18 protein-coding genes and 1 tRNA gene are annotated in these 18590 nt (G+C 71.8%); 8 read left to right on the forward strand and 11 right to left on the reverse strand.

What is annotated here, in order from left to right:
• Positions 1-85 precede the first annotated feature (85 nt).
• Positions 86-1402: an IS110 family transposase gene (locus I5071_RS30480; RefSeq protein ID WP_236516683.1), complete on the forward strand. Its 1317-nt coding sequence runs from the start codon at positions 86-88 to the stop codon at positions 1400-1402.
• Between the two features lie 305 nt (positions 1403-1707).
• Here the strand turns inward: I5071_RS30480 and I5071_RS30485 are convergent.
• Positions 1708-1780, reverse strand: a tRNA-Phe gene (locus I5071_RS30485).
• Between the two features lie 108 nt (positions 1781-1888).
• Between I5071_RS30485 and I5071_RS30490 the strand changes: the two genes are divergently transcribed.
• From I5071_RS30490 to I5071_RS30510, 5 genes are read left to right on the forward strand one after another with little or no spacing between them, the layout of a single operon-like run.
• Positions 1889-2881, forward strand: a complete 993-nt coding sequence (locus I5071_RS30490) for an SseB family protein (protein WP_236516777.1) — start codon at positions 1889-1891, stop codon at positions 2879-2881.
• A gap of 49 nt (positions 2882-2930) precedes the next feature.
• A complete protein-coding gene (locus I5071_RS30495; RefSeq protein ID WP_236516778.1) occupies positions 2931-4274 on the forward strand; it encodes an aspartate aminotransferase family protein in 1344 nt (447 codons plus the stop codon).
• A complete protein-coding gene (locus I5071_RS30500) occupies positions 4271-5332 on the forward strand; it encodes an acyl-protein synthetase (protein ID WP_236516779.1) in 1062 nt (353 codons plus the stop codon). Before I5071_RS30495 ends, I5071_RS30500 begins: the two co-directional genes overlap by 4 nt.
• The gene (locus I5071_RS30505; RefSeq protein WP_236516780.1) at positions 5329-6603 is read left to right on the forward strand and encodes an acyl-CoA reductase; all 1275 of its coding nucleotides are present in this window, start codon (positions 5329-5331) and stop codon (positions 6601-6603) included. Before I5071_RS30500 ends, I5071_RS30505 begins: the two co-directional genes overlap by 4 nt.
• A 21-nt stretch (positions 6604-6624) precedes the next feature.
• Positions 6625-7044, forward strand: coding sequence for a hypothetical protein (locus tag I5071_RS30510; protein ID WP_236516781.1), 420 nt, complete (start codon positions 6625-6627; stop codon positions 7042-7044).
• Here the strand turns inward: I5071_RS30510 and I5071_RS30515 are convergent.
• The 7 genes from I5071_RS30515 to rplU all read right to left on the reverse strand — a co-directional run bounded on the left by I5071_RS30515 (position 7041) and on the right by rplU (position 12002).
• Positions 7041-7673 (reverse strand): PilZ domain-containing protein, encoded by a 633-nt coding sequence (locus I5071_RS30515; RefSeq protein WP_236516782.1) that lies wholly within the window; start codon positions 7671-7673, stop codon positions 7041-7043. The two genes, I5071_RS30510 and I5071_RS30515, sit on opposite strands and share 4 nt — an antisense overlap.
• Positions 7670-8251 (reverse strand): hypothetical protein, encoded by a 582-nt coding sequence (locus I5071_RS30520; RefSeq protein ID WP_236516783.1) that lies wholly within the window; start codon positions 8249-8251, stop codon positions 7670-7672. Before I5071_RS30520 ends, I5071_RS30515 begins: the two co-directional genes overlap by 4 nt.
• A 56-nt stretch (positions 8252-8307) precedes the next feature.
• Positions 8308-9045, reverse strand: coding sequence for a metallophosphoesterase family protein (locus I5071_RS30525; protein WP_053230808.1), 738 nt, complete (start codon positions 9043-9045; stop codon positions 8308-8310).
• 112 nt (positions 9046-9157) lie between these two features.
• Positions 9158-10654, reverse strand: coding sequence for an HAD-IG family 5'-nucleotidase (locus I5071_RS30530; RefSeq protein ID WP_236516784.1), 1497 nt, complete (start codon positions 10652-10654; stop codon positions 9158-9160).
• A 51-nt stretch (positions 10655-10705) separates the two neighbouring features.
• A complete protein-coding gene (locus I5071_RS30535) occupies positions 10706-11281 on the reverse strand; it encodes a hypothetical protein (protein WP_236516785.1) in 576 nt (191 codons plus the stop codon).
• Positions 11282-11386: 105 nt separating this feature from the next.
• Positions 11387-11674, reverse strand: coding sequence for a 50S ribosomal protein L27 (gene rpmA, locus I5071_RS30540; protein WP_236516786.1), 288 nt, complete (start codon positions 11672-11674; stop codon positions 11387-11389).
• A gap of 19 nt (positions 11675-11693) precedes the next feature.
• Positions 11694-12002 (reverse strand): 50S ribosomal protein L21, encoded by a 309-nt coding sequence (gene rplU, locus I5071_RS30545; protein ID WP_236516787.1) that lies wholly within the window; start codon positions 12000-12002, stop codon positions 11694-11696.
• A 172-nt stretch (positions 12003-12174) separates the two neighbouring features.
• On the opposite strand from rplU, the gene I5071_RS30550 reads away from it, so the two are divergent.
• Both I5071_RS30550 and I5071_RS30555 read left to right on the forward strand, forming a co-directional pair.
• Positions 12175-12930: a hypothetical protein gene (locus I5071_RS30550; RefSeq protein ID WP_236516788.1), complete on the forward strand. Its 756-nt coding sequence runs from the start codon at positions 12175-12177 to the stop codon at positions 12928-12930.
• Positions 12931-13041: 111 nt separating this feature from the next.
• On the forward strand, positions 13042-14889 hold the full coding sequence (locus tag I5071_RS30555) for a vWA domain-containing protein (RefSeq protein ID WP_236516789.1): 1848 nt from the start codon (positions 13042-13044) through the stop codon (positions 14887-14889).
• Here the strand turns inward: I5071_RS30555 and I5071_RS30560 are convergent, their stop codons facing one another.
• From I5071_RS30560 to I5071_RS30570, 3 genes are all read right to left on the reverse strand, one after another.
• The gene (locus I5071_RS30560; RefSeq protein ID WP_236516790.1) at positions 14890-15699 is read right to left on the reverse strand and encodes a hypothetical protein; all 810 of its coding nucleotides are present in this window, start codon (positions 15697-15699) and stop codon (positions 14890-14892) included.
• A gap of 78 nt (positions 15700-15777) precedes the next feature.
• Complete coding sequence (locus I5071_RS30565; RefSeq protein WP_236516791.1) at positions 15778-16068, reverse strand: hypothetical protein; 291 nt, start codon at positions 16066-16068, stop codon at positions 15778-15780.
• 17 nt (positions 16069-16085) lie between these two features.
• Positions 16086-18584, reverse strand: coding sequence for a tetratricopeptide repeat protein (locus I5071_RS30570; RefSeq protein ID WP_236516792.1), 2499 nt, complete (start codon positions 18582-18584; stop codon positions 16086-16088).
• Between the last annotated feature and the right edge of the window lie 6 nt (positions 18585-18590).

The following is an 18590-nucleotide window of genomic DNA, read 5'->3' on the forward strand; positions in this document are numbered from 1 at the left end:
ACCGGCCGATTGCCCGCCGTGGTAGGGCTGCCGGTCCAGCGGTTTCGGGAGAGGGTCGCCGCGTAGGGCTTGGGGCATCGTCCCCGTGACTGAGATTGGCGCCCTCGACCGAGTTTCTTTGCTCGAACGGTATCCAGAGGCGTGGCTCGTCCACCGTCCTCGCATGGACAAGCAAGGGCACGAAGCTCGGCTCCGAGGCTCCCGGGGACGCGAACACGAGCTCGAGAGGCACATGAGATTCGTCGGGATCGACATCGGTTCGGAGAAGCACGTCGTCGCGATCGTGGACGAGGCGGGCAAGGCACTGCGGAAGCCGACGCCGTTCTCCGAAGACGCGTCGGGCTACGAGCGACTGCGCTCGATGCTCGGTGAGCCCGCCGACGCGTTCATCGCGATGGAGGCGACGGGGCACTATTGGCAGAACCTCTTCGCGTTCCTGCATGCAGCAGGGTTTCAGGTCGCGCTGTTGAACCCGACGCGCACGTCGCGGTTTGCAGCCGAGGATCTGCGGCGCGCGAAGACCGACGCGCTCGACGCTCTGGGCATCGCACGCTTCGCGCAGCAGAAGAGACCTGCGGCGACCCCGATGCCCGATGAGGCCACGCTCGAGCTGCGTGAGCTGATCCGGCTTCGCGACCGCCTCGTGCAGGACCTCGGCGACCGCACGCGGCAACTGCACCGCGCGCTCGACCTCTGTTTTCCGGAGTTCACCGAGCACGTGCGCGACGTGGCTTCGGCCAAAGCGACCACGCTGCTCATCGCGAGTCCGACCGCCGAGGCCTTCCGTGCTGCCGACCCGAACGCGCTGGCGGAGCTGAAGTACGACGGCCGCCACGTCATCGGTGTCGAGCTCGCGCAAGCGCTCTGCGCGGCTGCGAAGACCTCCGTGGGCCGCCACCAGGGCACGGCGTACGAGCTTCAGATCCGCTACGCGTGCGAGGACATCGCGACGCTCCGAGCGCGGATCAAGAAGCTCGACGACGACATCGGCCAGAGCCTCGAGCGCCACGAGGTCGGCAAGCTGCTGACCACCATCGACGGCGTCGGCGACAACACCGCGGCGCGGATGATCGCCTCGATCGACTTCGACGCGTTCAAGAGCGCGGCCGCGCTCGCGGCGTACGTCGGCGTCGCCCCGATCGTGAGCCACTCAGGCAAGCGCCAGCCACTGCGAGGCCCCGCCTGCACGATGGGCGACGCCGACCTGCGCGCGAAGCTCTGGATGCCGACGCTGCGAGCGGTGACCCACAACCCGTGGCTCAAGGCGTTCTACGGGCGCCTGGTCGCGGCCGGAAAGCCGAAGAAGCTCGCGATCATCGCTGCGATGCGCAAGCTCCTCGGCGCGATGATCAGCGTCGCGCGCACCCGCACGCCCTTCGTGCCGAGGCTCGCGGCGGCCTGACGACCGCACTTCGAGCTTGCACGAGGTCACGGTATCTCAGTGCCGCCACCCGCATCGATCGCGCGGTTCACGGCACCTCCGTGAGGCGTTCGCACGACCGTGTTGTGGATGAACACGCGATCCGATGCGGTCACGGCGATGCCGCCAAGCCGACCGTCAGTCGCGTGCCAGCCGTACGTGCCTGCGAGCGTTTCGACCAGCGATCACCGCGAGGCAGCCCCCGGAGCAGCCTCTGCTGCCACCACGCGTGATCAACGCGTCGCGACGGAAAGCAAAAAGCCGCGAGAAAACCGCGGCTTCTGAAGTGCCCAGGGACAGAATCGAACTGCCGACACGGGGATTTTCAATCCCCTGCTCTACCAACTGAGCTACCTGGGCGAAGGGACGCCGAAACTAGCCGAATCTCTTGGGCTGTCAAGCGCGACCTCCGGGAACTTGCCGGGTCCGGGCGGAGCCACGATACACTGTGATCGAAGGGCTTCCGTTTTGCGCGACGCACCCCACGACCGGCAGACCGCCGCGCTGTACCGGCTCCTCTCCGAGGCCGCGCACGGAGGGCAGGCCAAGGTCGACGCGCTGCTCGCGCTGATGCAGCGCACGCTCTTCGTCGCGCCCTGGCCCGCCGGCACCGAGGGCTATCGCACGCTCGTGAACAGCCAGGGCATCGCCGCGCTGCCCGTGTTCACCGAGCGCGAGCAGCTCGAGACCGCCGCGCGACGCTACGGATGGCTCGCGGCCGATGGCTCGGTGCCCGCCATCGAGATCGGCGCGCGCCAGGCGTTCCACTACGCACGCGCGCAGTCGCTCGCGTTCGTCGTCGTCGACATCGCGGCCGAGCACGGGCTCGAGGTCGCGCGCGAGGAGCTCGAGCCGCTGCTCTCGCCCGCGGCGCGTCGCGAGTCGTCGGGCCCGTTCGCGGGCGCGGGTCGCATCTCGACCTCGCTGATGAGCAAGGTGCGGCCGCACACCCAGACGCCGGCGCCCGGCTCGATCGAGTCGCCGATCCGCGCCGAGACGCCGCCTCCGGGATCGCTGCCCTCCGCGCGCACCGCGACCGGATCGTCGCCCGGCACGATCGCGCGTCCACCGACGCCCGCGACGGGATCGTCACCGGGAACGCTGCGCCGGCCCTCGGGCTCGTTGCTCGTCGCGCCCCCGACCGAGCCCGGCACCGTGCTCCCTTCGGCGAAGCTCGGCGCGCCGATCACTCCGATCGACGAGGCGCTGCTCGAGGCGCTCGAGCCGGTGCTGCGCGCGTACCCCGAGGTCGAGTGGGCGTGCCTCGGCACGCACGATCGCGAGCCGGTGATCGGCGTCCGCGTCGACTCCCGCGTGCGCCAGCGCGTCGACGAGATCGCGTCGCACGTCGCGACCGCGGCCGCGCCGGCGACGCTGCCGATCGTGCTGCTCGACGATCCCCAGGACATGCGCGCGGCACGCGCCGACGCGCTCGTGTTCTATCCCTGGCGCCGGCGCTGAAGAGCGCGACTGGCCTGCTCGGCGGGCACGCTCTACACACTCGGCCCTCGTGACGCGCCCCGATCTCGGCTCGCTGCTCCCCTCGATCCGCACGCCGCTGCCCGGCGCGCGCTCGGCTGCGCTCGTCGAGCGTCTCGCGCTGACCGAGTCCCCCGCGCTCACCGCACGTCGTGCGCGCCGCGCCGAGAGCTCGGGCGCGAGCTGGGATCCGATCGTGTGGTCCGCCGCGCGCGGAGCGAACGTGGTCGATGCCGACGACAACGTGTTCGTCGATCTCGCGTCGGGGTTCGGCGTCGCGGCGATCGGGCACGCGCACCCGAGCGTGGTGCGCGCGATCGAGGAACAGACGCGCACGCTGATCCACGGCTTCGGCGACGTGCATCCGTCGACCACCAAGGTCGCGCTGCTCGAGCGGCTCGCGACGCTCGCGCCCTTCCCCGATGCGCGCGTGATGCTGGGCGCGCACGGCGCCGACGCGATCGAGGCCGCGCTCAAGACCGCGATGCTCGACACGCGGCGGGCGGGCGTGCTCGCGTTCGAAGGCGGCTACCACGGGCTCTCGCACGGGCCGCTCGCGATCAGCGGCTATCGCGCCGATTTCCGCGCGCCCTTCGCGGCGCAGCTCAATCCGCACGTGACCTTCGCGCGGTGGCCGCGCGAGAGCGACTCGCTCGACGACGCGATCACCGCGGTCGAGCGCGCGTGGGACGCATCACCGACGTCGATCGGCGCGCTCTTCGTGGAGCCGATCCAAGGGCGCGGCGGGGTGCGCATCGCGCCGCCGGGGTTCCTGCGCGCGCTGGGCGAGCTCGCACGAGCGCGCGGTGCGCGAGTGATCGCCGACGAGATCCTGGTCGGCCTCTCGCGCTGTGGTGCGCGCTACGTGTCGGTCGACGAAGGGCTCACGGCCGACCTCGTGTGCATCGGAAAGGCGCTCGGCGGCGGCTTGCCCCTCAGCGCGTGCCTCGGGCGCGCCGACGTGATGGCGAGCTGGGGCGATCCCAGCGGCGAGGCGATCCACACCGCGACGTTCTTCGGTCACCCCCTCGCCTGCGCGGCCGCGCTCGCCGCGCTCGACGTGATCGAGGGCGACGATCTCGCGCGCCTCTCTCGTGATCGCGGCGCGCGCTGGCTCGATGCGCTGCGCGCGCTCGCGGCGAAGCACCCGTGCGTGCGCGAGGTTCGAGGCCGCGGGATGCTGATCGGCATGGAGCTCGACTCCGGCGCACGAACGCTCCGCGTGGTCCCCGCGCTGCTCGCGCGAGGATGGATCACGCTGCCCGCCGGGGCGCGCGCCGAGGTGCTGCAGATCCTCCCGCCGATCACCATCGACGACACGCTGCTCGACGCGTTCGTCACCGCGCTCGACGCGACGCTCGCGGAGGTCGCATGACCGAGCGAGACGCCCTGCACGCGCGCATCGCCGCCGCGATCCACGGCACGATCTCGCCCGCCGAGCGCGACGCGCTGCTCTTCGACGTCGCGCGCTGGCAGGCCGCGCACAACCCGGTGTTCGCGCGCCTGTGCCGCGCCCGGAAGGTCTCGTTCGCGCTGCCGCTCGTGCCCGATGCGTGGCCCGCGATCCCGACCGACGCGTTCCGCTACGCGCGCGTCGCGACCTGGGACGATCCTTCGCTCGACGTCCGCACGTTCCGCACCTCGGGCACCACCAGCGGCTCGCGCGGCGCCCATCCTTCGCGCGATCTCTCGCTCTACGATCTCGCCGCCGAGCGCGCGGCGCGCGACTTCCTCTTCGGACCGCGTCGCATGCGCCTCGCGATGCTCGCGCCGCATCCCGACGAAGCGCCGGACTCGTCGCTCTCGTACATGCTCGGGCGCTTCGTTTCTTGGTTCGCCGACCAAGTTACGTGGTGCTGGCGCGATGGGTCGCTCGATCTCGCATCGCTGCGCGACGCGCTCGACGCGTCGGTGCGCGACCGAGCGCCGCTCGCGATCCTCGGCACCTCGTTCGCGATCGTGCACGCCGACGACGCGCTCTCGGAAGGCGAGCGATGGCGTCTGCCCGCGGGCAGTCTCGCGATGCCGACCGGTGGGTTCAAGGGACGCTCGCGCGAGATCGATCCCGCGGAGATGCGCGCGCTGATCGCGTCGCGCTTCGGCCTCGATCCCGCGCGCGACGTGATCGGCGAGTACGGCATGACCGAGCTCTCGTCACAGATGTACGAGCGCGAGGGCACGCTCGACGTGCCTTCGTGGGTGCGCGCGACGCCCGTCGATCCCGACACGCTGCGCCCGGTGCCGAGCGGAGAGATCGGGATCTTGCGCATCGACGATCTCGCGAACCTCGACACCGCGGTGTCGATCCAGACCGCCGATCTCGCGCGCGTCGGATCGGACGGGCGACTCGCGCTGATCGGGCGCGCGCCCGGCGCCACGCCGCGCGGCTGCTCGCTGGCGATCGAAGAAGCCCTCGGAAGGAGCGGACGATGAGCGACGAGCGTCCCGGCGAGGTCCTCGCGATCAATCCTTCGGGCTCGATCGATCGAGTGATCGCGCGCGTGCACGAGGCCGGCGAGGTGCTGCGCGCGGCCTCGCACGATCGTGTGATCCGCGCGATCGCGGGCGCTGCCGCGCGCCTCGGCGATCCCGACTCGCGCGTGGGATCCGAAGCGCGCGCGTCGATCCCGATGCGCTCGGGGCTCAGCGAGCAGAACGTCGAGCACGCGCTCTCGACCTCGCTCGAGCCGCTGCGCGAGGACCGACTGCGCACCGCGCTCACCGCGTTCGAGCGCGCGCACCACGGGCGCACCACCGCGCCGGTGCGGCTCGCCGGCATGGTGCTCGCCAGCAACGTGTTCAGCGCCGCGCTGCGCCCGCTCGCGTGGTCGCTGCTGCTGCGGGTGCCGGCCGTGGTGAAGCCGTCGAGCGGCGACGAAGGGCTCGCCGAGCTCTTCGCGGTCGCGCTCGCCGAGAGCGACGCCGAGCTCGCCGACGCGATCGCGCTCTTGCGGTTCGCGCGCAGCGACGCGGCGATGCTCTCCGCGATGGCGAGCCGCTGCGACGTGGTGCACGCGTGGGGCAGCGATCGTTCGGTCGCCGAGATCCGCGCGTCGCTCTCCGCGACGACCTCGTTCGTCGCGCACGGCCACGGGCTCGGCGCGGTGTTCGTGCCGAGGAGCGCGCTCACGAGCGCGAGCGCGGTGGAGCACGTCGCGGACGAGATCGGGCTCGACGTCGCGCTCTACGATCAGCGCGGGTGTCTGTCGCCGCACTTCGTGCTGGTGGAGCGCGGCGGGAACGTGCCCGCGATCGAGCTCGCGCGCGTGCTCTCGGAGCGCGCGCTCGCGAGCCAGGCGCGCGAGATGCCGCGCGGCACGCTGCCGCTCGCGATGGGCGCGATGCAGGTGCAGTGGCGCGGCGTGGGCGCGACGCGCGGTGAGCTCTTCGAGGGCGATGGCTGGGCCGTGACCTACGAGGCCGATGCCGCGCTGCGCCTGTCGCCGGGCTGGCGCAACCTCGCGGTGCACGACGTCGCGGACGTGCGCGAGCTCGGCGCGAGGCTCGCGCCGTTCGGCGTGCACCTCAAGGCGCTGGGGGTCGCGGGCGAGATCGACGTGCGATGGAACGTCGCGCGCGCGCTGCCCGCACCGCTCGCGCCGCGCGTCAGCGAGACCGGCGCGATGCAGACCCCCGGCTTGCTCGCGGCGACCGACGGCGAGCCGCCGTGGTCCGGGTTCGTGCGCCTCGTCGACGTGGACTGACGCGTGCATCGATCACGCGCGATGTCGCTCGCGCGTGGGCTCGTGATCGGTCTGGTCGGCACCGCGGCGCTCACCGCGTTCGAGCCGCTCGAGCGACGCTGGCTCGGGCACGAGCCCCCCTACTCGCTCCCCGCGCTCGCCGCGCATCGACGCGGCATTCCGATCGCGATCGCGAAGCCCGCGATGCTGCTGCTGCGCTGGACGTACGGCCCCACCTGGGGCGTGCTGTACACGGCCGCGACCCGTGGCCTCGCGCCGCGACATCCCATGCGCGAAGCCATCGCCCTCGCGACCGCGATCGCCTCGTTCGAGCTCGTCGTGATGCCCGGCGTCGGATTGGTGCGCCCGCTGCGCACGTGGTCGCGTCGCGAGCTCGCCGCGCTCGCCGCGCACACACTCGCGTTCGGGCTCGCCGCCGCGCTCACCCGTCGCGCGCTCTAACGCGGCTCGGGCGGACGCCGCGTCAGTCGCGTGCGCCGCACGAAGTGCACGAACGCATCGATGCGCGACTCGATCTCGGGCTCGAGCCCCTCGAACACCACACCCGCGCGCGTGTCGCCGTCCTCGCTGGTCACCCGCACCACACGGAACGCGATCGTCCATCGCGGCTCGCCGGGCAGCGCCATCACGCACGTCCCGCGCGCGCCCGCGGCGGTCACGACATCGCCCGGCAGGACCAGCTGCGCACCGCCCGCGCCGAGATCCGCGACCCACGCCGCGTCGATGCGCGCGCCCTCGAGCTCGACCTCGCACGCGCTGCGCAGCTCGGTGCGGAGGTGCTTGCGGCTCACCGCGCGCGGCGCGCGACCGAGCCCACCGTCCTGCGACAGCGCGCGCACGTGGATCGAGCGCACCGTGCTCGCGATCACCTCGGCGGCGACGAGCACGATGCCTCCGTCGCGTCGCATCGCGAGCTGCGTCGTGGTGCCCACCGCGAGCGGCGACGGCACCGGCGGGATCTCGATCGTCGCGCGCGATCCGTCGACGTCGCGCACCGTGCCGACCCACGCGAGATCCGCGCTGAGATCGGGCATCACGAACACTCGATCGCCGATCGCGAACGGGATCACGACGGACGCTCCCTTCTCGTGATCGTCGCCTCGATGCGATCGATCGCCGCGCACACGACGTCCTCGTCCGCCGCGCGCGCCTGCGCGCTGATCACGATCACCTTCGCGTCGCCCTCGCCCCACCCGAGCACGTAGCGGCGCTGCCACCACAGCTCGCCGTCCTCCACGTAGTCGAGGTCGATGCGCGCATCGCGCCCCTCGCGGGTGTCGGCGATCGCGCGGATGGTCTGCCCTTCGTCGGCGAGCGACTCGATCGGCCACGCGCGCTCTCGCGCGATCGGCCCGTCGATCCACACCATCGCGTCGTTCGCACCGACCAAGAGGAAGGGCGAGCGCCGATCGGGATCGCTCACCACCGCGAGCCCGAGCGGCCACGCGCACGTGAGCTCGTCGGTCTCGATCGTCCACTCGGTCGCGCGACGATCGGCGCGCCCGATCTCCGCGCGCTCGGTCGCGAGCACGTCGACGATCTCGCCGTTCATCTGCAGCGAGGTCTCGGGCGCGTCGTCCACCCGCTCGATGCGATACGGCTCGCGCGGCGTGACGACGACGCCGAAGCCCTGGAGGCGCGTGCTCATCCCACCTACTTGGCGCAGGACCGAGCCACGCGCGAGCGACGGGCGCGCTCGCGCCGTCAGACGCCGATGAAGAGCCGGTGTCCGAAGTTCCGCTCGAGGTTGCCCTCGAAGATCTTCGTCGCCGCGCTCTCGATGTCGTACTCGACGCGCTTGAAGTCGAACTCGCGCGTGTCGCTGTCGAAGAGCGTGTAGCTCGCGCGATTGTCGTAGTCGCGCGGCTGCCCGACCGACCCGACGCTCACGATGTACTTCCAGCCCTTGCGCAGCGTGAAGCGACGCGCCGGAAGCTCCTCGACCTCACCGGGCCGCAGCGCGAACACCTTGCACAGGTGCGAGTGACCGATGAGCGTGAGGTCCGAGAGCTCGTCCCAGATCGACAAGCACTCGCGCGCCTGCTCGGGGGCGAAGATGTACTCGAACTCCTCGAGCCGCAGCGGCGAGCCGTGGCAGAGCGTGAGCCCGATGTTCGCGAGGTCGTGCTTGTACGGGAGGCTCCGCAGCCACGCCATGTTGTCCGGCGTCAGCTGGCGCGCGTGCGTGTCGAGCGCCTGGCGCGCGGCCTCGTAGTAGTACGAGTAGTCCATCCGGCCCGCGACCGCGGCGTCGTGGTTGCCGAGGATCGTGACCTTGGCGAGGTTGCGGACGAGGTCCGCGCACTCGTTGGGGCTCGCGCCGTACCCCACCACGTCGCCGAGACAATAGTACTCGTCGACACTCTCGCGACGGTACGCCTCGAGCACCGCGCTCAGTGCCTCGATGTTGGCGTGCACGTCGCTGAAGATGGCAAGGCGCATCGAGGTCAGCCGAACCCCGTGTATAGGACACTCGGTCGTGCGTGTCCATACCGCGACCGTCGCGTCATCCGCCCGTGGAACGTGGTCATCGTGGGTCGCACCTCCCGTCGCATCACAGCTCGTGCGGCATGCGGTCGCGTGGGCCGCGGAAGTAGTGCACCGGAGAGTAATGCAAGAGGTTCGAGACGCGCTCGGTATAGAGACAAGCGTACTGCTCGACCTGGTCGCCGAACGACGTCACTTCGGGCCCGGCCTTGAACAGCGATCCCCAGAAGGGATGGAACGCCCGGTCGACCTTCGCCTCGAGCTCCTCTTGCTCTTCCTCGATGGCGTGCAGGCGCGCGCGGATGCGGTCGATCGCGCGGCGATGGGTCAGGCGCGCGGCGGCGTGCGCGGGTGACGGCGCGACGCGGCCGAGCTCGGCCTCGCGCTGCTCGAGCTCGCGATCGATCGCCTTGATCTGACCCTGGCGGAAGCGCAGCTCGTCGAAGAGCGTGTCGCACTGCGCGTGCAGCTCGTCGATGCGCGCGAGATCGGTCTGCACCTCGTCGTGCACGCGGAGCTCGGCGCCCATCTCCTGCACGATCATCATCGTGCGCCACGCGGTTTCCTTCTTCGCGCGCAGCACGTCGCCGTAGATGTGATCGCCGACGTAGAGGACCTCGTCGCTCGCGACCTTCAAGAGGCGCTCGAGCTCGGTGAGACAGCCGCCCTGGTAGATCGCGCCGTCGACGAACGCGCTCTCGGGCGCGACCACGCCTTCCTCGGCGGGCGCGAACTTGAGCTCGGTCTCCTGGAAGAAGCGCGGCTTCTTCGCGGCGCAGATCACGACGTCGAAGTAGCTGCGCCAGCGCGGGTACTCCGAGACCTGTCCGTCGAGCATCCACGACATCACGCGCTCGGTGTACTCGGCGCGCGAGTTCGTCAGGAGGAAGAGCTTCTTGCCCGCGCTGCGCAGCTTGTGGAGCGTCGGACCGAGGTTCGGATCGCGCACCAGGTACTTGTCGGGATCGGCGGCGATCGGACCGGGGATCGACTCGTCCTGGTGGGCGATGTCGATGCACTCGCGCACTTCGTCGAAGAGCTGCGCGTAGTCGACCTCGATGCCTTGACGCTCGAGGTGCTCGATCGCCGCGGCGTAGACGGTCACTTCGGGCAGCGCATAGAGCGTGTCGACCCAGTGATAACGCTTCGTGCCCGCGCGCACCGGGCGCGAGTGATAGTGCTGTCGCCGCTCCTCTTTGCTGAGCTCGCGCATGCCGTGATAGGCGCGCTTCACGTAGCGATAGCGGTCCATCTTCAGCACGTTGCCGAGCTTCTTGTCGACGTGCAGGCCGCGGATCGGGAAGTCGCTGCGGAACGGCATCGCGAGGAGCGACTCGGGGCGTCCCTTGCGCTCCACCATCTTCCGCACGGTCGCCTCGATGCTGAGGCGATCCATCTCGGGATGACGGTAGATCGCGAGCGTGTAGTCCATGTCGAACCCGACCCACCCGACCGTGTCGAGGCGCAGGTTGCGGTTGACGTGGATGCGCGTGGCGCGCGGGACCTGCGCTTGCGACTCGTGAGCGAGCGATCGGGTCAGCGGCAGCGCGAGCTGCGAGGTCACGTGCCGGATCCTACCACGTGACGCGGTCGCGACTGCGAGATGGATTCGTCGTCACCCACCGAGGATCGGGCGCAGGAGCGCCTCGAACGTCGCGGTGGCTTCGGAGACGTGAGGCCCGTCGTAGCGGTAGCTCGAGCCCGCCTCTCCGGTGAGGATGTCCGGGCACAGCGGCGCGTCACCGCCCGCGATCACCGTGTCGATCAGCGGCATCGCGGTCTGCGCGACGACGATGCGCACGTGCTGATCGTAGGTGTATCGGTTGGCGACCATGCCGCCCTCGTAGTCGCAGCGCTCGGCGAGACGCTCGACCTCTTGGTCGAGGCACACGACGATCGCGCTGGTCTCGGTGGTGTCGCTCGCCCACTCGGAGCGCAGCCGACCGAACTGCGCGGTCCAGCCGCCGCCCATGCTGCCGCGCTCCATGACCGTCGCGAGCGCCGGGGCGCCCGGCGTGTACGCGGCCGCGGTCGGCACTGGCTGTCCGTCGCACGCGCCCCCGAGCGCCGACACGCGCGACTGCAGCGCCATCCCACCCGCAGCGAGCAGTCCGCCGCCGACGCAGCAGAAGAGCAACACCCCCACGACGCCGATCGCCGCGATCACCCCGCCCGAGACGCGCCTCGCCATGCACGCCATCGGACCACGTCTCGGGTCGCGATGAAAGACCGACGGAACGCGAAGAGGCGACCTCCCTCGCGGGAAGTCGCCTCTCGCTTCGAGCTCGGTGGGAGCTCAGCTCGCCTTCGTCACGGCGAGGCGGGGATCGTCCTTCGTGTACACCGACACGCGCTGGCGATCCTTGCCCTGGCGCTCGTACTTCACGACGCCGTCGATCTTCGCCCAGAGCGTGAAGTCGCTGCCGACGCCGACGTTGTTGCCCGCGTGGATGCTCGAGCCGACCTGACGGACGAGGATGTTGCCCGCGACGACTTCCTGGCCGCCGTAGACCTTCACGCCGCGGTACTGCGAGTTGCTATCGCGCCCGTTGCGCGAAGAGCCCTGACCCTTCTTGTGCGCCATTCTCGTTTACTCCCGTCGATCAGGCGCTCACGCCCGTGATCTTGATCTCGGTGAACGGCTGCCGGTGACCGCGCTTGCGGCGGTAGTTCTTCCGGCGCCGGAACTTGAACACGATGACCTTCTTCGCGCGATCCTGCGCGACGATCTCGGCGGTGACCTTCGCGCCCTTCACGATCGGGGTGCCGACCGCGACCTTGTCGCCGCCGACCATGAGCACCTCGTCGAACGTGACGGAGGCGCCGACGTCGCCCGGGAGCTTCTCGATGCGGAGGCGGTCGCCCTCCGTGACGCGGTACTGCTTCCCGCCGGTCTTGATCACTGCGTACATGAGCTCTTCTTTCTGTGCGCTCCGGGCTGCGGCGTTTCGCGCCCGGCAGGCGGGGGATCGAAGGTGATCCCCGCTCGAGAGGGCGCGTAGTGTACGCGGGGTCCGCCCTCGCGCAAGCTTCAGGCGCGCGCTTGACCCGGAGTCGTCCGACTCCTACACGACGCGCCCCATCATGGCCAGGCGCAAGGACGACGACAGCAAGGGCGATCCGAGGGCACCGAAGCCGCCGCGGCCGCAGAGCTCGCGCGAGCGAGAGGTGGGCGTGGTGCGGCGTCGCCCCGACGATCCGCGCAAGCGCCTCCCCTCGGAGCTCGAGGCGTTCGCGCGCGGGGACGACGACGCGCTGTGGCGGCGCGAGCGCTCGCGCGGTCGCGTGAACGATCCCCGGCCGGTCTCGGCGACCCTGGTGCCGGGTGTGGCGAACCGCGACGCGCGGCTGGTGTGCGACGCGCGCATCAAGCGGCTGCGCGCGGCGATCGACGCGGGCGACGAGTACGTGCTCGCCGAGGAGATCGCGGACGCGGTGCGGCTCGGGGTCTGGCGCGGGCACAAGATCGTCGACTTCGACGTGTTCGCCGAGGCGGTGCTGGGGCTGGGCGTCGATCGGGCGCGGGCGCTGGCGGAGCAGGGCGCGGCGTCGCTCGACGTGCCGTGCGAGATCGCGGACGAGCAGACGGTCGCGCTGTGGATGCGCGCGGAGTCGGGGCTGCTCGAGCACGCGCCGGAGTCGCGGGTGTCGCTGCGCGGCGGCCGCCTGGTGCTCGAGGTGCCGTTCGCGCGCGCCGCGGAGGCGCTCTCGGGCGTGGGCCGGCGCGCGGCGCCCCTGGCGAAGCCGCAGGGCGGGCCGGACGTGGTGGTGGATCGCCCGAAGGGCGTACCGCCGCTCAGCCGGCTGATCGAGCGCGACCGGCCCCGTGACGACGAGTGATGTGAGCGCGCGTTCTCGGATCGCGAAGCGTCGTTCACGCGGTGGGCGCGAGAACGTGCAGGATTGCGAGGCGCGCTGAATCGAGCGCGCGAGTTGCACGTCGGCCCGGACGTGAGAATCGACGACGGGCTCCGGTTCGTGCTCGCGATCGCGGTGGCGGCGAGCGCTCCAGGCTGTGTGATGTACGCGCGCGTGCCGCTGCGGGCGGGCGCGGGCTGGTCGGCATCGGCCGGCGCGACGTACGTCGTGGAGCAGCCTGCGGCGTGCGCGAGCGTCGGGCCGTGCGCGCCGCCGGTGGTGGTCGTGGGCGACGCGACGGCGAGCGCGAGCGGGAGCACGACGACGATCGCGAGCGCCGGAGGCGCGAGCGGCGTGGTGATCGTCGAGAGCGGGTACGCGGGCGCGAGCGGGGGCGTCGAGAGCGGCGCGAGCTCCGGTGGTGTGCTCGTCGCGGCCAGTGATGCGGGCGCGAGCTCCGGTGGTGTGCTCGTCGCGAGCAGTGATGCGAGCGCGAGCTCGGGTGGTGTGCTCGTCGCGAGCAGTGATGCGGGCGCGAGCAGCGTCGCGGCCAGTGATGCGAGCGCGACCGCTTCGGCGAGCGCGGGGGGCATCGCGATCACCGGGCAGGGCCGCGGGCTGCTCGCGATCGCGAACGAAGGCGTGACCATCGACGGGGCGATCGCGGCGCTCGGTCTGCTCGGACCGCTCGCGGGCTCGTCGTTCGATGCGTCCACGCGGGTCGGCGGCGATGGCTCGATCACGATCGACGCGTCGCTCGCGCACGATGCGCTCCCGCGCGCCGGTGGACAGACCAGCGTGGTCGTGCGCGTCGCGGGCGGCGCGGCGCCCTCGCGCGTGCCGCCGCTGCGCGTGCACCTCGTGATCGACGCGTCGACGTCGATGCAGTCGACGTGGGGCCAGCTCCAGGAGGCCGCGCTGCACCTCGTCGCGCGGCTTCGTCCCGAGGACGAGCTGCAGATCGTCGTGTACGGCACCGATGCGCGCGAGGCGCTCGCGCCGGTGCGCGTCGGCGACGGAGCGAACGCGCGACGGGTGATCCGCGCGCTGCGCCCCGAAGGTCGCACCAACATCGAGGCCGGGCTCCGCATCGCGTATCGCGACGTGCGCCCCCACGCGTCGCTCGTCGTCGTGCTCTCGGACGGCGTGCCGAACGGCGGTCTCTCGACGCCCGACGAGCTCGGCGCGCTCTCCGCGGAAGCGAATGCGCGCGGCGCGGTGACGACGGCGATCGGCATCGGCTGGGACTTCCACCCCGGCATCCTCCGCTCGCTCGCGGAGCGCGGGCACGGTCGGTTCCGCATCGCGCCGCGGCCCGGCGAGCTCGGCACGATCCTCGAGGCGGAGCTCACGGCGCGCGGCCGCATCGCGGCGCACGACATCGGCGTGTCGATCGCGCTCGGCGAGGGTGTGCAGATCGACGGCGCGCTGCCCGAGGGGCTCGTGCGCACCGAGACCGGCGTGCGGATCGCGTCTCCGTCGATCGCGGCGGGCGAAGAGCAGGTGATCGTGATCCCGGTGACGGTGCCGCCCGGCGCCGATGCGCGCACCGTGGCGCGCGTCGACGCGCAGTGGACGCCGATCGGGGCGCGCGTCGCGTCGCACGCGGACAAGGCGCTCGCCGTCGCGGTGTCGCGCACGCCGGTGCTCGCGGGCGGGGCCCTCGCGGCGCTCGACGCGGATCTCTCGGCGTCGCTGGAGCTCGCGGCCGACGCGGTCACGAACGGCGATGCGCACGCGGCGAGCGTGGCGCTGCGCGATCACGCGGTGCGGGCTCGGGTGCAGGTGCGCGCGCGGCCCGACGTCGCGCTCGAGGCGCGCGCGACCCACGTCGAGACGCTCGCGACCGCGCTCGAGCGCCTGGTGCCGAGCGCGTCGTGGCACGACCGCCGCGCGCTCGGCGCCTCGATGCTCTCGTTCTCGGTGTCGCTCGGTCGCTGATCACACGAGCATCGCGAGCGCGCCGAGCAACGCCGCGGCACCGGAGGCGATCGCGATCTGCAGCGCGATGCGGCGCGACGCGAACGGCACCGCGCCGAGCACCACACGATCGCGATACGGGCCGTCCTCGCCCGCGATCACCAGCGCACCGCGCGCGCCCGGCAGGAGCCGCGGCGCGCGCGCGTCGTCTCCGACCACGACACGCGCGCGCCCGATCGCGACCACGCGCCCCACGCACCACAGTCCGAGCACGATCGCGAAGAGCCCGCACGCCGCGATCCACACTCGGGCGACGACGCTCGGCCCACTCGCGCGCGAGACACACGCGACGATCGCGACGAAGAGCGCGAGGCGTGTCCACACCGCGAGCTCGTCGCGCAGCCCGAGCGATTTGCCTGCGAGGCGCCGCAGCCAGTGCTCGATCGTCGCCCCCTGATCGCGCTTCGCTTCGCGCGCGAGCACGAGCACGATCGCGCAGGGCCCGAGCAGCCATCGAATCGGCTCGTACGAGAGCACGACGTCGATCGCGACCACCATCACGCCGAGCCCGATCCCACGCGGCAGGTGCCAGTACGCGAGCAGCTCGAGCGTGACGAGCGGTGCACCGAGCACCAGCGCCGGCACCTCGCGCCACCGCGCGATGACGAGCCCCGAGCCGAGCACGATCGTGATGCTCGCGGAGCTACACCATGCGAGCGTGGGCAGACGCGCGAAGCACGCCGCGGTGGTCTCCCCGATGCACGACGCGCTCAGCACGAGCGCGAGCACCGCGAGCGCCCTCCCTCGTCCTCGATCGATCCAGCTCCCCACGACACCGCGCCTCGCAACCCGCGTTCCGTCGAATTGCTCGAAATTCGCGCGCAAATCGCCGACGCGAATGACAGAACGTCAGGCGAGCGAGCGCGCGAGGTCGATCGTGCGCTCGACGTTCGGGATCCCGAGCGTCGCTTCGAGCACCGGCGCGCTGCGCGCGTCGTCGACGAGCATTGCGAGCGTCTCGCGGCGCACCTCGTCGAGGCGATCCGCGTCGCACAGGTCGTGGCAAGCGAGTGTTCCGTCGGCGAGCGCCGCGAACTGCTCGGCCGATGGCTGATAGCGCTCGATCGCGCTCGGGCAACGACCGGATGGCGGCCAACACCCCGAGAGCAACGCCGCGCGGAGCCACGTCGTCGCGAGCACGCTTTCATGCGGCGATTCTACGGCGGTGCGACGCCCTCCGTCACCGGCAGCTCGGTCTGCTGCACCGCGGGCGGCATCGGGTGCGCGTGCACGTCGGGCACCTCCACGTCGGTCGGCTCGGGCAGCGCGGCCGCGTCCTCCACGCGCGTCTCCTCGCCGTCGATCGGCTCGGTGGTCTCGCCCGCGCGCTCGATGCGATCGATCCAGTCGAGCGCCTCCACGCGCGACGCCTCGCTCGCGCTCGGATCTTCGAGCACGTCCTCCCAGATCGCGCGCGATCGCCGCCTGCGGCCCATCGCGAACTCCACGATCGCGCGCATGCGCCGCGCCTCGCGCGACAACCGCTCGCTGGGCAGCCCGCGCGACTGCGCCTCGCGCAGCGCGTCCTCCGCGCGATCGAAGCGCTCGCGCTGGATCATCTGTCGCGCCTCGAGGTACGAGCCGAGCCCGTCGGGGCGGATCTCGCGCAGGCGCATGATCGCCTGCATCGCGGTGACCGCGTCGTGCGGCGCATCGGGATCGGGCGCGAACACCTCGCGCAGGTGCTCGCCTCCCGGCAGTCCGCTCTCCACCGCGAGCAGGCGCACCTCGATCTGACGCGCCTCTTCGTCACCGAGCGGCTCGTGCAGGATCGCGCGGTACATCACCGCCGCTTCCTCCACGTTGCCCTGCGCCCACAGCGCGTCGGCGATGCCCTGACGTGCCGCGCGGATCACGGGACGCGACGCGCTCGGCGGCCCGATCAGCCGATCGAGCTCGCGGCGCGCGCGCTCCAGCTGCCCTTCGCGCGCGAGCGCCACCGCCATCCACGCCCTCGCGCGCGTGTCGTTCGGATCGATGTCGAGCACCTCTTCGCACGTCTCGGCGGCGTGGCGATCGTCGCCCGCCGCGAGATCGTCGGCGACCACGTCCATCAGCGCCGCGACGCGATGCGGGCACACCTGCGCGAAGATCGCGGGTCGCTCGAAGCGCGCCTCCGCCATCGCGAGCGCCTCGGGCGGGAGCGGGACCTCGGTGCGCAGGTACTCGCGCCACGCGACCTCCGCCTCTTCGAGCGGCATCCCGAGCGGGCCTTCGTACTCGCCCTGCTGGTAGATCGCGCGCACCACGTCGGGCCCGCGGGTGTCGAGCACCCACCGCACGAACGAGCCCGAGGTCACGTAGGCGCGGCTCGCGGGCTGGAGCAGGAACCCGAGCCCTTCGGTCTGCGAGACGCTCGGCATCATCTCGAGCGACATCATCGCGCGCGCCCACTGGTGCGGCGTGAGCCCGTCGCGCTCCTCCCACGAGAGCGCGACCGCGACGCCCTCGATGATCCCCGGCGAGGGCAGCCACCCGCCGGCCTTGCCCGAGATGCGGAACGGCCCGACCCCCGCGTTGCCCGCGACGACGTGCACGATCTCGTGCGCGAGCACGGGGTGCGGCCATCCCGAGAGCTGCAGGTACACCTCGTTGCGCCACGGCTTCGCGATGTACGTGCCGCTCGCGCCCATGAGCTCGCGCTTCTCGCTCGTGCTGCGGAAGAAGAACGCGGTCACGCGCTCGCGCTGCTCTACGCCGAGCCCCTGCGCGGTCTGCTCGACGCGCAGATCGCAGTCGTCGCGCAGCCGCTCCGCGCGCTCTCGCGCGAGCTCGCGCGGCACCACGACGTCGCAGATGCGCCCGTGCAGCGTGGTGCCGAGCCGCTGCGCGATCGACTCCGCGGTGCTGCGGTGCCCGAGATCGGTCGCGCGGTACTCGCCGTAGAGCGCGGCCCCGAAGAACGACGTCGCGATGATCAACGAGCCGATGCGGGTGCGCGCGTAGCGCCCCGAGATGCGCGCGGTGCGGGGATCGACGCTCGCGAGGATCAGCGCGACGAACCCGCCGATCTGCACGCCGCTCAGCACGCGGAACGTGAGGTACGGCGTGCCGATCTCGATGTCGGGATCGTAGAGCGTCCCCGGGAAATACCCGAAGAAATGGCCGTATCCGAAGATCGCCGGGCTCGTGTAGAGCAGGCTGGCCGAGCCCAGCGCCGCGAGGATCGGCACCAGCACCGCGATCGTCGTCGCGAGCCTCGGTCGCTGGAACAGCGTCCCGATCGCGACCCCCACGAACGCCGCGAGCAGCACGCCGATCCCCGGGCCGAGCGCGACGAACGCGAGCCCTTCCCAGGGCGCGCACCACGGCACCCGCAGACCGTTGATCGCGAGGATCGCGGTGGGCAGCGCGACGCACCCGCCCGCGAGCCAGGTCGCGCGCTCGAGCAGCTCGCCGGTGCGGTGCAGCCCGCTGGTGCGCGCCTCGATCGCGAGCCGCGCGCCCGCCGCCGCGACGAAGGGCGGCAGGATGAGCCCGAGGACGAGCGCGCTCTCCGGACCGGGCACCCCGGTGAGCGGAGAGAGCATCACGAAGAGCATCGCGAGCGCGACGCTCACGACGAGCGCCATCCGCACCGTCTTGCGCCCCAGGATCGGACCCTGGAATCGCGCGACCGGGCGCGGCCTCGGCGGTGCCGGCTCTTGCTCGCTCACCGTCGG

Source organism: Sandaracinus amylolyticus (genome assembly GCF_021631985.1).
Classification (GTDB): Bacteria; Myxococcota_A; Polyangia; order Polyangiales; family Sandaracinaceae; genus Sandaracinus; species Sandaracinus amylolyticus_A.